Source organism: Roseomonas gilardii subsp. gilardii (genome assembly GCF_023078375.1).
GTDB lineage: Bacteria > Pseudomonadota > Alphaproteobacteria > Acetobacterales > Acetobacteraceae > Roseomonas > Roseomonas gilardii.
On sequence record NZ_CP095554.1, the window covers coordinates 1800425 to 1814871 of the forward strand.

The window sequence follows — 14447 nt, forward strand, 5'->3', positions numbered from 1 at the left end:
ATATGCCACAGCCGGAACGCTTCCAGCGGAACGCGAAATGCGGTTCCATGAGGCCGCTCAGCAGGCCGGCCGGAACCATGTCGACTGAAGTGTCCACCGAAGCGCCTCCGGCTGGGCAGGGCCCGCGGATATCGCGCACGGCAGGGCGCCGGCTCTATGGCATGCGCCACCACCTGCTTCTGATGGCTGCCTGCACGGTGCTGCCCTTTGCGCTCTATGCCGTCTGGGCGATGGCCAGCCTGCACAGCCGGGACATGCGGCGCACGGCCTCCGACCTGGTCACCAGCGTCTGCGCGCTGTCCGTGGTGCCCGATCAGGTCTTCGCGCTGTCCGAGGCACGCCTGCGCGAACTGCTGGCCACCGCCCCGGCGTCGTCCCCGCCCACCCTCCAGAATGCCGTGGCGGCCCTGCGTGCCACCGCACCGGCCCGGACCCTGGCACGCATGGGCAGCCTGCGCTTCTACAATGCCCGGGGGCGCGACGTGGAGGCGATGTCCCCGGTCATCCCGGCCGATCCTGTCCCGGAAAGCTGGCGCCAGGCGCTGACCCGCGTGGCGCGCGACGGACGGGCCGAGGTCACCGATCTGCTGGATGGGCGGGTGGGCGTCCTGGTCCCGGCCCCGTCGGGCCAGCCCTTCGCCGTCACGGCGCTCTGGCTGGCGCCCGAGACGCTGAGCAGCGCGCTGGGGCGGCGCCTGATGCGGAACGACTGGACCGCCACCCTGATGGACCGGCACGGGGTCGTGGTCGCCCGCACCCAGGGCGGCGACGCGATGATCGGCCGCCCGGCCCCGCCGGAGATCGTAGCCGGCCTCGCCCGGGCGCCGGAGGGTGTCCTGCCCTATGTCCGGAACCAGGAAGGCGTGATGGCCATCATGGCCTGGTCACACCTTTCCACCGAGGGCTATTCGCTCGTCCTATCGATGCCGCGGGCCTACTTCTACCAGGCGATGCTGTGGGACTACCTGCCCGCCGCCGGGGTGGCGCTCCTGCTGCTGGCCGGAAGCCTGCTGCTGACCCTGCGGATCACGCGCCGTATCCGCGATGCGCTGGGCCTGCTGGCCGATCAGGGACGGTCCGGCACCGTGCTGGCCCTGCCCACCGGGATCCGGGAGATCGCCGAGGTTTCGGCCGCGCTCAGCGTCGCGGCGGTGGAGCGCGAGGCGGTGACCGCTGCCCTGCGGGCCCAGGAAGCCCGCTACCGTGCCCTGGTGGAGGCCAGCAGCGAACTGGTCTGGATCGCCGATCCCTCGGGCCGGCTCCTGCCGGAAGGGGCCGGGGCCTGGGCGCGCCTCACCGGCCTGCCGGTGGAGCGGCTGCGGCGGAGCGGCTGGTTCGAGGCCCTGCATCCGGACGACCGCAGTGTGGCGGACGCGCTCTGGCATGCCTCGCTGGCCAGCCGGCGTTCCTATGGGGGCGAATGGCGCATCCGGCGCGCCCTGCCGGCGGGCGGCGGGGAGGCGGAGGGGGAGGCGCGGCTCTATGGCTGGTTCTCGGTGCGGGCGGTGCCGCTCATCGAGGCCGGCGGTCGGGTGCGGGAATGGGTGGGGCTGCTGGAGGACGTGACCGAGGCGCGCGCCGCCTCCCGCTCCCTGACCGAGAGCGAAACCCGGCTGCGCCTCGCGGTGGAGGGCGACGGGCTCGGCACCTGGGATCTCGACCTGCGCAAGCAGGCAGGCACGCTGTCGCCCGTGGCGGCCCAGTTGCTCGGCGTCGTCCCCCAGGGCGGCAGGATCCTCGCCGCCGACTGGATGGCCGCGACGCATCCGGAGGACCGGGACCGGATCGGCGTGGCCTGGCAGGGCCTGTCGCGGGAGGGCGACACCTTCGCCGTGGATTTCCGCCCGCTGCGCCCGGCCGCCGATGGGGGCGAGGCCTGGCTGGAAGGCCGGGCCCGCGTACTGCGCAACGAGGATGGGCGGGCGGTGCGGCTGGTCGGGGTCCTGCGCGACGTCACCGACCGCATCCGGGCGGCGGAGGCGCTGCGGGCGAGCGAGGCCCGGTTCCGCACCATGGCGGAGGCCATGCCGCAGATCATCTGGACCTGCCGCCCGGATGGTGTTCCCGACTACCTGAATGCCCGCTGGTACGAGTTCACGGGGCAGGAGCGTGGCCGGTCCGGCGACGAGAACTGGCATCGGCGCCTGCATCCCGAGGATCGCGAGCGCTGCATGACCCTGTGGCGGCGCTGCCTGGAGAGTGGAGAGGATTACAGCATCGAGATCCGCTTCCTGGGGCGGGACGGTGCCTATCACTGGTTCCTGGTCCGGGCCTTGCCGCAACGCGACGTCTCCGGCCGCATCCTGCGCTGGCTCGGCTCCAGCACCGGGATCGACGAGATCGTGGCGGCACGCGAGGACCGTGCACGGCAGGCGGCGCGCCTGGAGCAGCTGGTCGCGGAACGCACCGCCGCCCTCACGGAGAGCGAGCGCCGGCTGGCGCAGGCGCAGAAGATGGAGGCGCTGGGCCGCCTCGCCGGCGGTGTCGCGCATGACGTGAACAACGTGCTGCAGGCGGTGCTGGGCGGCGCGCGGCTGATGGCGCTGCGGGCCGAGGAGCCGGCGGACGTCCGGCGCCTGGCCCGTCTGGTAGCGGAACAGGCGGAACGGGGCGGCGCGGTGACCCGTCGCCTGCTGAGCTTCGCGCGGCAGGGCGAGTTGCGGGCGGAAGCACAGGATATCGGCCTCCTGATGACCGAGTTGCGGGAGGTGCTGCTGCACACGCTGGGCGGCCGCGTCTCGATCGACCTGATGGCCGACCCGGCCCTGCCGCTGGTTCTCGCCGACCGCGCGCAGCTGGAGACGGTGCTGCTCAACCTCGCCGCCAATGCCCGGGATGCCATGCCGGATGGCGGCATGATCCAGCTCTCGGCCGAGGCGCTGGAACTGCCGGGCGCGATCACGGCCCCGCCCGCGCTGAAGCCGGGGCGCTATCTGCGCCTCCGTGTTTCCGACCATGGCATGGGCATGGCGCCGGAGGTGCTGAACCGTGTCACCGAGCCCTTCTTCACCACCAAGCCGGTGGGAAAGGGGACCGGGCTGGGCCTGGCCATGGCGCGCGGCTTCGCGGAACAGTCCGGTGGAGCGCTGGAGATCGACAGCCGGCTCGGGCAGGGCACCGTGGTTTCCCTCTGGCTGCCACAGACGGGGAACGGGGCGGAGCGGGCCGCCGAGACGCAGCCGGCTCCGCAGGGCGCGCCGTGCCGCATCCTGCTCGTGGATGATGAGCCGATGGTGCGGGATGTGCTGGCCGAGACCCTGGCCGATGCCGGACACAGCCTCCTCTGCGCCGAAGGGCCCGCCGAGGCCCTGCGATACCTGCGGGAGGGAGAGCGGCCGGATCTCCTGGTCACGGACTTCGCCATGCCGGGCGGCATGACGGGGCTCGACCTCCTGCGGGCCGTCCGCGACATCCTGCCGGGCCTGCCGGCGCTGCTGGTCACCGGTTATGCGGAAGGCGATACCGTGGCTGGCGTAGCCCAGGCCATGGAAGGCGGGCCGCTGCTGCTGCTCCACAAGCCGGTGTCCGGGGCCATGCTGCTGGAGGCCGTGGCCAGGACCGTGAGCGGGCCATGCATGGCGAACCCGACAGGTGTGGAACCCATCAGGGATTAGGCGCGGGGCGAACACCGCTTTCTGCCGGGGCGGAACCACCATACAGGCATGAAAACCCGCCAGGATTTCCTTCTTTGCGATCCATCCCCGCCGGTCGCGTACCGGTTATCAAAGGGACATGGCGGGGCGGACTCACCGGGTGGTGTGACGAAGCCCATAAACAACCAGATGGGGCATCTGCCGCGAATGCTCACGAGCCAAAGTTGCTATGGGACGGTTATCCGCAGTCCTGATCCCCGCAGGCCGCTGCGCACGGAAAATTAAGCACGCCCAGGCAGAGACTTGTGGCCTTGCGCGTGTGACATTCGCCTCCGCGCGCCATGACGGCCGTGCACGAGGAAGCGTCGTCGAAGGGAATCACCCATCCATGCCTCTACGGCCGCATGCAGGATCTCCGCTCGCGCGTCAGGCGATGGCCTATGTCCTGGCGGGCGGGCGAGGAAGTCGGCTGATGGAACTGACCGACCGGCGCGCCAAGCCGGCCGTCTATTTCGGCGCCAAGTCGCGCATCATCGATTTCGCCCTGTCGAATGCCATCAACTCCGGCATCCGGCGGATCGGCGTGGCGACGCAGTACAAGGCACACAGCCTGATCCGCCATCTTCAGCGCGGCTGGAACTTCATGCGGCCGGAACGCAACGAGAGCTTCGACATCCTGCCCGCCAGCCAGCGCGTCTCGGAGAACGCCTGGTACGCCGGCACCGCGGATGCGGTGTACCAGAACCTGGACATCATCGAGAGCTACGGCACGCGCTACATCGTCCTGCTCGCCGGCGACCATGTCTACAAGATGGACTACGAGAAGATGCTGCGGCAGCACTGCGAAAGCGGCGCCGACGTCACCGTGGGCTGCATCGAGGTGCCGCGGCTGGAGGCCACGGGTTTCGGCGTGATGCATGTGGACGAGAACGACCGCATCATCTCCTTCCTGGAGAAGCCCAAGGACCCGCCCGCCATGCCGGATAATCCGGAGATGGCGCTGGCCAGCATGGGCATCTATGTCTTCGAGACCGCTTTCCTCGCCGACCAGTTGCGGCGCGACGCGGCGGACCCGAATTCGGAGCATGACTTCGGGAAGGACATCATCCCCTATCTGGTCGGGCAGGGCACCGCCGTGGCCCACCGCTTCGCCGAATCCTGCGTCCGTTCCAGCGATCAGGCCGAGGCCTACTGGCGCGATGTCGGCACGGTGGATGCCTACTGGCAGGCGAATGTGGATCTGACCGATGTGGTGCCGGCGCTCGACCTCTACGACCATGAATGGCCGATCTGGACCTACAGCGAGCTGACGCCGCCGGCGAAGTTCGTCCATGACGACGATGACCGGCGTGGCCAGGCGATGGATTCCCTGATCTCGGGCGGTTGCATCGTGTCCGGCACGCTGGTGCGCAAGTCGCTGATCTTCCCCAACGTGCATGTGCATTCCTATGGCGAGATCGAGAGTTCCGTGATCCTTCCCCGCTGTGACATCGGCCGCCATGCACGCCTGCGCAACGTCGTCATCGACAGCGAGGTCCGCATCCCCGAAGGGCTGGTGGTCGGCGAGGACCCGGAACTCGACGCGCAACGCTTCCGCCGGACCGACAAGGGCATTTGCCTGATCACCCAGCCGATGATCGACCGGCTGTCCGACTGATGCCTTCCGTCCTGTCGGTGGCTTCGGAGGCCTATCCGCTGATCAAGACCGGCGGGCTGGCCGATGTCGCGGGCGCGCTGCCGGCGGCCCTGGCGCGGGAGGGCTTCGCCGCCCGCACGCTGCTGCCCGGCTATCCCGCCGTGCTGCGTCGGCTGGAGAGCGGGGAGGTCGCGGCGGAACTGCCGGACCTCTTCGGTGGCCCGGCCCGGCTGCTCTCCGGACGGGCGGGGGCGCTGGAACTGCTGGTGATCGAGGCACCGCACCTCTACGCGCGTGAGGGTGGCCCCTATGCCGGGCCGGAAGGCGACTGGCCCGACAATGCCCAGCGCTTCGCCGCGCTGGGCCGTGTGGCCGACCGGCTGGCGCGGGGGCTGCTGCCCGCCTTCGCGCCCGATATCGTCCATGCGCATGACTGGCAGGCCGGCCTCGCCCCGGCCTATCTGCATTACGGCGAGGGGCGCCGCCCCGGGACCGTGATGACGGTGCACAACCTCGCCTTCCAGGGACAGTTCCCGCCGCACCTCCTGGCGGAGCTGGATCTGCCGCCGGAAGCCTGGTCGATCGACGGGGTGGAGTATTACGGGGCCATCGGCTTCCTGAAGGCCGGGCTCTACTTCGCTGACCGGATCACCACGGTCTCACCCAGCTATGCCGCCGAGATCCGCACACCCGAGGGCGGCATGGGGCTCGATGGCCTGCTGCGCTCGCGCGGGGCGGATGTCTCCGGCATCCTGAACGGCATCGACGAGACGGTCTGGGACCCCACCACGGACCCCCTGCTGGCCGAGCCTTACGACCGGGAGCATCTGGCGCAGCGGGCCGCGAACAAGGCGGCCCTGCAGGCGGCGATGGGGCTGGAGGTGGATGCCTCGGTGCCATTGCTGGGCGTGGTCAGCCGGCTGACCTGGCAGAAGGGCATGGACCTCGTTCTCGCCGCCCTGCCGGCGCTGACCGAGGGCGGCATGCAGCTCGCCCTGCTCGGCGCGGGCGAGAAGGCGCTGGAGGAAGGCTTCCTGTCCGCCGCCGGGGCCTGGCCCGGGCGGGTGGGGACCGTGCTCGGCTATGATGAGGCCCTGGCGCACCGTATCCAGGCCGGCTGCGATGCGCTGCTGGTGCCCTCGCGCTTCGAACCCTGTGGCCTCACGCAGCTCTGCGCGCTGCGCTATGGCGCCCTGCCGCTGGTCTCACGGGTCGGGGGGCTGGCCGATACGGTGATCGATGCCAACGAGGCGGCGCTGGCGGCGGGCGTGGCGACCGGCCTGCAATTCGCACCGACGACGCGGGAGGCGTTGGAACTGGCCTTCGCCCGCCTCGGCACCCTGTGGCGCGACCGTACCGCCTGGGCGCGGATGCAGGGCAATGCCATGGCAGCGGATGTGGGGTGGTCCCGCCCGGCCCGCCAATACGCGGCGCTGTACCGCGACATCATGCGATAGCCGGGCCGGAGCCCCGCCTCACCGTGGCGGGGTGTCCCAGATGTCCTCGGCATATTCGCGGATCGTACGGTCGGAGGAGAACCAGGCGACATGGGCGGTGTTCAGCACCGCGCTGCGCCACCAGGCCTCCGGCTCGCGCCAGCGCAGCGCGACCTCGTGCTGCGCGGCGTCGTAGCTGTCGAAATCCGCCGTCACGAGGAACCGGTCGTCGTTCAGCAGCCCGTCCACCAGCCCCGCATAGCGATCCGGTTCCTCCGGCGAGAAGACGCCGCCGCGGATGGCGTCGAGGACCTGTGACAGGGCGGGAGAGGCCGCCACCGCCTCGCGGGCATCGTAGTCGATCTTCTTCCGCGCGACCTGATCGGCGGTCAGGCCGAAGATGAAGATGTTGTCGGCCCCCACATGCTCGCGGATCTCGACATTGGCGCCGTCCAGCGTGCCGATGGTCAGCGCGCCGTTCAGCGCCAGCTTCATGTTGCCGGTGCCCGAGGCTTCCAGCCCGGCGGTGGAGATCTGCTCCGACAGGTCGGCCGCGGGGATGATCGCCTCGGCCAGGGAAACATTGTAGTTCGGCAGGAAGGCGATCTTGAGCATGCCGTTCAGGGTGGGGTCGCTGTTGACCACCCGCGCCACGTCATGCGCCAGCCGGATGATCAGCTTCGCCTGCCAGTAGCTGGCCGCCGCCTTGCCGCCGAAGATCTTCACCCGCGGCACCCAGTTGTTCATCGGCCGCGCCCGCATGGCGTTGTAGAGCGCCACGGCCTGAAGGATGTTCAGGAGCTGCCGCTTGTACTCGTGGATGCGCTTGATCTGCACGTCGAACAGGGCCTCGGGATCGACGGCGAGGCCGATCCTGTCGCGGATGAGGCGCGTCAGCTTTTCCTTGGCGACACGGCGCTGCGCGGCGAAGCGGCGGCGGAACTCCATCTCCTCCGCATGCGGCACCAGCCCGGCGAGCTTCTCCGGATGGTCAAGCACTTCTTCGCCCAGCGTGTCCACCAGGAGCCGGGTCAGGCCGGGATTGGCGCGCAGCAGCCAGCGGCGGAAGGTGATACCGTTGGTCTTGTTGGTGATGCGGTCGGGGCAGACGCGGTTCAGGTCGGCGAAGACCGTGTCCTTCATCAACTGCGTGTGCAGGGCCGAGACGCCGTTGATCCGGTGCGATCCGATGAAGGCGAGATGGCCCATGCGCACGCGGCGGCCATGGCCCTCGTCGATGATGGAGACGGAGGCGAGCAGGCGGTCGTCCTCGCCCTGCTCCTTCCGCACCGCGTCGAGGTGGCGCGCGTTGATCATGTAGATGATCTGCATGTTGCGCGGCAGCAGGCGCTCCAGCAGCGAGACGGGCCAGGTCTCCAGCGCCTCCGGCATCAGCGTGTGGTTGGTGTAGGAGGTGACGGCGCGGGTGATGTCCCAGGCCAGGTCCCATTCCATGCGATGGACATCGACCAGCAGCCGCATCAGCTCCGACACGCCGATCGCCGGATGCGTGTCGTTCAGTTGCACCGCGACCTTGTCGGCGAGGTTGTCCAGCCTGTCGAACTCCGCCATGTGCCGGCGCAGAACGTCCTGCAGCGAGGCCGAGGCGAAGAAGTATTCCTGCCGCAGGCGCAGCTCCTGCCCGGCCGGGGTCTCGTCGCCGGGATAGAGCACGCGGGAGATGGATTCCGCCCGGATCCGTTCCGCCTGCGCCCCCAGATGGTCGCCGTGGTTGAAGGCGGCGAGGTGCAGCGGGTCGCTGGCCCGGGCCGACCAGAGGCGCAGCGTGTTGACGCGCTTGCCGCGCCAGCCGGTGACGGGCGTGTCATAGGGGATGGCGCGCACCGTTTCGCCGGGGTGCCAGGTGAGCCGCCCGCCATCCACCGCCACATGCCCGCCGAAGCCGACCATGTAGCGCAGGTTGGCGCGCTCGAACTCCCAGGGATTGCCGAGCGAGAGCCAGTCCTCCGGCAATTCGTGCTGGGTGCCGTCGGCGGGGATCACCTGCCGGAACAGCCCGTGCTCGTAGCGGATGCCGTAGCCGAAGGCCGGGATGCCCAGGCTCGCCAGGCTTTCCATGAAGCAGGCCGCCAGCCGGCCCAGGCCACCATTGCCCAGGGCCGCATCCATCTCCTGCCCTGCGATGGTGTCGAGGTCCACGCCGAGGCCGGACAGGGCCTCCTGCGCCATCCCGGCGATCCGCAGGTTGCCCAGCGTGTCCGCCAGGAGCCGGCCAATCAGGAATTCCATCGACAGGTAGCAGACCCGCTTGTCGCCCCGGGCCAGGGTCTCGGCATTCGAGGCACGCCAGTGGTCCATCACGAGGTCGCGCGTCGCCAGGGCGGTGGCCAGGAACCAGTCCCGGTCGCTCGCCCGTTCCGGTGATCCGCCGACCTGATACGTCAGCCTGTCGAGGATCCTCTGGCGGAAGGTCTCCGGTGAGACAGTGCCTTCGGTCGCCTCGCCGGCGGGGGCGAGCAGGTCGGTGTTGTTCACGCGGGCAGGTCCTCCTGAAAGGGTGGGCTGAAAGGGCGGCAGCGGGGAAAGCAGGGTCCATCCTCTCGCGCTCGGCGAGCGGTTCCAAGTGTTCTCGCCATGGTTGTGCGGATGGCTGCCTGCGGCGTCCAGGGAAAAAGCCGGCCGACCCCGGGGCCTTCCGCGCTCAACCAAGGGAGAGCAGCGCGACCGGGAGGCGTGCGAGCAGGGTGGAGGCGGGCAGGGTGCCGTCCGGAGCCGCCACCTCCCCGGCGTTCAGCACGTCGGTGAGCGCCCCCGGCATGTCCGGGGGCAGGAGGATGGCGGTGTCTTCCCAGCTCGTGGCGGGGACCAGGGGCTGCACCACTTCGCCCAGCAGGGCGGCCGGCAGGCGCGTGACCACGGTGATGGCCGCTTGCCCTCCCCGACGCCGGGCGAAGGCAAGGAGATGCGCCGCCTTCGTGCCCTGGACTTCCAGGGGCAGGTAGTCGCCCTCCGCGAAGAGTTCCGGGCAGCGGGCGCGCAGGGCCAGGGCGCGGGCGATCACGGCCTGCTTCGCCCGTCCGTCCTTCCAGTGGGACAGGAGATCGGCCGGGGTCCCGCCGGCCTCCAGCGCTGCCCGCCGGGCGGCGAAGTCCACCGGGCGGCGGTTGTCCGGGTCCACCAGGGAGAAGTCCCAGAACTCCGTGCCCTGGTACAGGTCCGGGATGCCAGGGGAGGTGCAGCGGATCAGCGTCTGCGCCAGGCCGTTCACCGCCCCGGCCGGGGCGAGGCGCAGGGCGAAGCCGGCGATCTCCTCCCGCATATGGCTGGCCCGGTCGGCGGCCAGGATGTTGCGGAGGAAATCCTGGCAGGCAGCTTCGTAGGCCTCGTTCGGCACGGCCCATTCGGAGCGGCGCTTGCCTTCGCGCAGGGCCTTTTCCTGCCAGGCGGCGACCCGCTGGATGAGGTCCTGCACGCCCTGTTCGTCCGTGGGGTCGAGGTCCAGCGGCCAAGCGCCGACCAGGGTCTGGTAGAGCATCAGCTCGTCCACCACGTCCGGGGCCGGGGTGCCGTCCACCTCCCGCTTCAGGCTGTTGTTCAGGCGGGTCCAGCGGGTCAGCGCCGTGGCCCATTCCTCCGGCCGTTCGGAAATGACCGCGAGGCGGATGCGGTTGTCCTCGCCGCGCTTGTGGTCGTGAGTGGCGGTGGCCAGCATCTCGCGCGGGAAATGCCGCGCCCGTTCCCGGCACATGGCGTGGAAGGAGCCGGGGCTCTCGGTGAGGTGGCCCGGCTCGGAGCCGACCTCGTTGCGGGAGATCAGGCGGCCGTAGCGGTAGAAGGCGGTGTCCTCCACCGATTTGGCCGCGACGGGGGCGGAGAGCTGCTGGAAGCGCACCGCGGCGCGCAGGCGCTGCCGCCGCTCGGCGATGGGCAGGCTGCGCGGCACCTCCCCGCCGAGCCAGTCGTCCAGCAGCTCGAGCAGCGGCCGCTCGGTGGCCCGGACGGTGCGGCGGGCACCGGCCAGGGCCCATTCCAGCGTGCGCTCGTCCTCCTCGTTGCGGCCGGCCATGGAGACATAGGTGCGGTAGACGGGGAAATGCGCCAGGACCTCGGAGAGGGCGCGGCGGATCGCGGTGAGGGTGAAGTCGCGCGTGGCGAGGTCGGTCTGGGCGATGCGGTGCAGGGCGGTGGCCGTGCCGTTCAGCTCGGAGGCGAGGTTCTCCCGCAGGATCTGGCGGCGGGCCTCTCGGGCCTCGTCCTCGAAACGGGGGGAGCGGGCGGTGAGGTCGGTCCAGAGCCTCGTCAGGCGCTCCTCGCCCGCCGGGTCGTGGAGCAGGCCCGCGACCTCGTCCATGAAGTTGTAGCCGGTGGTGCCATCCACCATCCAGTCCTGGCGCAGGCGCTCATGCGGGGCGAGGATCTTCTCCACCAGCAGCAGCGGCTCCCCTTCGGCGCCGTGGCGGGGCGGTGGCGGCCGGCGGCGCGCAGGCGGCGGCGCAGCTTGCGGCAATAGGCGCGCGGGTCGGCGAGGCCGTCCACATGGTCCACGCGCACGCCGTCGATCGAGCCTTCGGCATAGAGCTTCAGGATCAGCTCGTGGGTGGCCTCGAAGACCTCGGGGACTTCCTGGCGCAGGCCGCCCAGGCTGGTGACGTCGAAGAAGCGGCGCCAGTTGATCTCGTCGGTCGCGGCGCGCCACCAGGCGAGGCGGTAGTTCTGCGCCTCCAGCAGCCGGTGCAGGCGGGCGCGGCTGCCGGGCTGCTTCGGGTCGAAGGCGGCGAGGACGGCGTCGATCCGCGCCCGGCCCCCCGGCGCCTTCGCGAAGCGGGCGAGGACGTCGAGCGCCACGCCGGCGGCGGCGCGCATGGCCTCCGCGCTCCCCGGCTGGCCGATGCCGGCGAAGACCTGCGCGATGCCCTCCAGCGAGGCGTCGCCGGCGGCGCGGAGGATCATCGCATAGGTGGCGGGGGCGATGGGGAAGCGGTGCTCGAAATACTCGGCGTAGATCTTGCCGCTTTCCGGCTCGAAATGCAGGGCGAGGTCGCCGGATTCCAGCACGGTGCCGTAGGGGCCACCGAGGAAGGGGGCGAGGAGCTTGTCCTTCAGCGTCGGGTCGGCGGGGTTCCAGTCGATGTCGAAGAAGCTGGCGAAGGGCGAGCGGGGCCCCCATTCCAGCACGTCCAGCCACCAGCCGTTGTCGGCGCCGCCGACACCCATGTGGTTGGGCACGATGTCGAGGATGAGGCCCATATCGGCCGCGTGCAGGGCCTCCACGAGGCGTTTCAGCGCCTCCTCGCCCCCGACCTCCGGGTTGATGCGGGTCGGGTCCACGATGTCGTAGCCATGGGTGGAGCCGGGGCGCGCCTTGAGCAGCGGCGAGGCGTAGAGGTGGCTGATGCCGAGCGCCTTGTAATAGGGCACCAGCGGCACCGCGTCGTCGAGCGTGAAGTCCTTGTGGAACTGCAGACGCGCCGTCGCACGCGGGGTTTCGGGGATCACTGTTTCGGCTCTCCGTGCTGGTGGCCACGCCGAGGGCGCAAGGCTCGCTGCCGCGCACAACGCGCGAAAGGGCGGGTGGTGGCAGGCGGCCCAGCCGGAAATCCTGACTTCTCCCGCAGGGGCCACTCAGCCGTCGTCGATCATGGCCTTGATGCGCGTCGCCAGCGCTTCCATGGCGAATGGCTTGGTGAGCACCTCCATGCCGGCTTCGAGCAGGCCGTTCCCGATCACCGCATTCTCCGCATAGCCGGTGATGAACAGCACGCGGAGACCAGGCCGCAGGACCCGGGCCGCATCGGCCAACTGGCGCCCGTTCATGCCGCCGGGCAGCCCGACATCGGTCACGAGCAGATCGATCTTGAGATCGGATTGCAGCACCCTCAGCCCGGATGCGCCGTCGGTCGCCTCGATCGCGGCATAGCCCAGGTCCTCCAGCACCTCGGTGACCAGCATGCGGACGGTCGCCTCATCATCGACGATCAGCACAGCCTCGCCCTTCTCCGCACGCGGCGCGTCGGCCAGATCGGGGAAGCTTTCCGCCGTATCGGCGTTGCCCTGGTAGCGGGGCAAATAGAGGCACATCGTGGTGCCCCGGCCCGGCTCGGAACAGGCCCGCACCTGCCCGCCGGACTGGCGGACGAAGCCATGGATCATGGACAGGCCCAGCCCCGTGCCCTGGCCCAGCGGCTTCGTGGTGAAGAAGGGATCAAAGGCACGGGCCATCACCTCGGGCGTCATGCCGGTGCCCGTGTCGGTGACGCAAAGGCTGATGTAAGGCCCCGTCGGCAGATCGCGCTCGCGCGCCGTGTGCACGTCCAGCCACTTGTTGGCCGTCTCGATCGTGATGCGGCCGCCATCCGGCATCGCGTCCCGTGCATTGATGCACAGGTTCAACAGGGCGCTTTCCAGTTGCGGCGGGTCCACCAGGGTCGGCCAGAGGCCGGCCGCCGCCACGACCTCGATGGTGACCCCGGGCCCCACCGTGCGGCGGATCAGGTCCTCCATCCCCGCGACGAGCCGGTTCACGTTCGTGTGCTTGGGGGCGAGCGTCTGGCGACGGGAGAAGGCGAGCAGGCGGTGGGTGAGGGCGGCGGCCCGCTTCGCCGCCCCCGGGCCGCGTTGATGTAGCGGTCCACATCCTTGATCCGCCCCTGCGACACCCGTGTCGCCAGCAGTTCCAGACTGCCCGTGATGCCGGTCAGCAGATTGTTGAAGTCGTGCGCGATGCCACCCGTGAGCTGGCCCACGGCCTCCATCTTCTGGCTCTGCCGCAGGGCTTCCTCCGCCTGCCGCAGCGCCTCGGCCGCCGCCCTCTGTTCAGTGACGTCCCGGCCCGTGCCGTAGGTCAGGTTGCCCGCCGGCGCCGCGACCCAGGAGATGTGTCGGATGCTGCCGTCCTTGTGGCGATAGCGGTTCTCGATCCGGGGCTTCCCGCCCTCGGCGGCGAGTTCGTAGGCGTCCGTCGTCTCACCGTGATCTTCCTGGACGACGAACTCGTTGACGTGATGGCCGATCAGCTCCTCCTCGGCGTAGCCCAGCAAGGTCGTCCAGGCGGGGTTCACGCGCCGCAAGACACCGTGGAAGTCGATGACCACCAGGAGGTCCGGCGAGATTTCCCACAGGCGGTCGCGCTCGGCGGTGCGTTCGGCGACCTGGGCCTCCAGCGTCTCGTTGAGTGCCCGCAACTCGTCCTGGCTATGCGCGAGCGCCCGGTCGGCCAGCACGCGGGCCGTCGTCTCGTTGGTGAAGACGAAGAGGCCGGCGATCTCCCCGTCGGCGTCGAGGATGCGCGAGTAGGAGAAGGTGAACCAGGTCTCCGCCGCGCCGCGGTCGGTCGCCAGCTTCCAGGGCAGGTCGGTGAAGCGCTGGCTTCGGCCTTCGAAGGCCTGGTCGATGATGGGCCGGGCCTGGGCCCAGGCATCGGCCCAGACCTCCCGGAACGGAGCGCCCATCGCCCAGGAGACCCGCGGCCCGAGCAGAGGGATGTAGGTCTCGTTGAAGAAGAAGGTCAGCTCGTCGCGCCCCCAGGCGAGGAGCATGGATTCGGGCGAGTTGAGGAGGGTGCTGAGGGTCGCCTTGAGCGCCTCCGGCCAGCCCGACGGCTCGCCCAGGAGGTGGGAGGACCAGTCGCGCTCCAGGATGAGGCGTGTCGCCCGGCCGCCGCCGGCCAGGAAGCGCAATCCATCTGGCAGCGACTTCGGGTCATTCAGGTCGTCGGTCATGGTGTGTTCGACCGGGGAGCCGGATCAGGGGCAGGAGATGCTGCCCCGCAACCGGCGGTTCGCGGCGGCCGCCGGCGGCAGGAAGGGCGCATGGCGGAAGGTG

Annotated in this window: 7 protein-coding genes and 1 pseudogene; 3 read left to right on the forward strand and 5 right to left on the reverse strand. The window is 70.2% G+C overall.

Annotated elements, in window-relative coordinates; genetic code table 11:
• The first annotated feature begins 161 nt into the window (after window positions 1-161).
• The 3 genes from MVG78_RS08070 to glgA all read left to right on the forward strand — a co-directional run bounded on the left by MVG78_RS08070 (window position 162) and on the right by glgA (window position 6686).
• Window positions 162-3614 carry a PAS domain-containing protein gene (locus tag MVG78_RS08070; RefSeq protein ID WP_247559812.1) on the forward strand — a complete coding sequence of 1151 codons (3453 nt, stop codon included), beginning with the start codon at window positions 162-164 and terminating at the stop codon, window positions 3612-3614.
• A gap of 451 nt (window positions 3615-4065) precedes the next feature.
• Window positions 4066-5250, forward strand: a complete 1185-nt coding sequence (glgC, locus tag MVG78_RS08075; protein WP_486969868.1) for a glucose-1-phosphate adenylyltransferase — start codon at window positions 4066-4068, stop codon at window positions 5248-5250.
• Window positions 5250-6686, forward strand: coding sequence for a glycogen synthase GlgA (glgA, locus tag MVG78_RS08080; protein WP_247559816.1), 1437 nt, complete (start codon window positions 5250-5252; stop codon window positions 6684-6686). Before glgC ends, glgA begins: the two co-directional genes overlap by 1 nt.
• 18 nt (window positions 6687-6704) lie before the next feature.
• Here the strand turns inward: glgA and MVG78_RS08085 are convergent, their stop codons facing one another.
• The 5 genes and pseudogenes from MVG78_RS08085 to MVG78_RS08105 all read right to left on the reverse strand — a co-directional run bounded on the left by MVG78_RS08085 (window position 6705) and on the right by MVG78_RS08105 (window position 14344).
• Complete coding sequence (locus MVG78_RS08085; protein WP_247559818.1) at window positions 6705-9161, reverse strand: glycogen/starch/alpha-glucan phosphorylase; 2457 nt, start codon at window positions 9159-9161, stop codon at window positions 6705-6707.
• A 166-nt stretch (window positions 9162-9327) separates the two neighbouring features.
• Complete coding sequence (gene treY / locus MVG78_RS08090; RefSeq protein WP_247559820.1) at window positions 9328-11793, reverse strand: malto-oligosyltrehalose synthase; 2466 nt, start codon at window positions 11791-11793, stop codon at window positions 9328-9330.
• A gap of 101 nt (window positions 11794-11894) precedes the next feature.
• Window positions 11895-12248, reverse strand: a pseudogene (locus MVG78_RS21720) (alpha-amylase family glycosyl hydrolase); the annotation flags it as partial.
• Window positions 12249-13148: an ATP-binding protein gene (locus tag MVG78_RS08100; RefSeq protein WP_247559823.1), complete on the reverse strand. Its 900-nt coding sequence runs from the start codon at window positions 13146-13148 to the stop codon at window positions 12249-12251.
• A complete protein-coding gene (locus tag MVG78_RS08105) occupies window positions 13145-14344 on the reverse strand; it encodes a PAS domain-containing protein (RefSeq protein WP_247559825.1) in 1200 nt (399 codons plus the stop codon). The genes MVG78_RS08100 and MVG78_RS08105 overlap by 4 nt, the downstream gene beginning before the upstream one ends.
• Window positions 14345-14447: the final 103 nt, after the last annotated feature.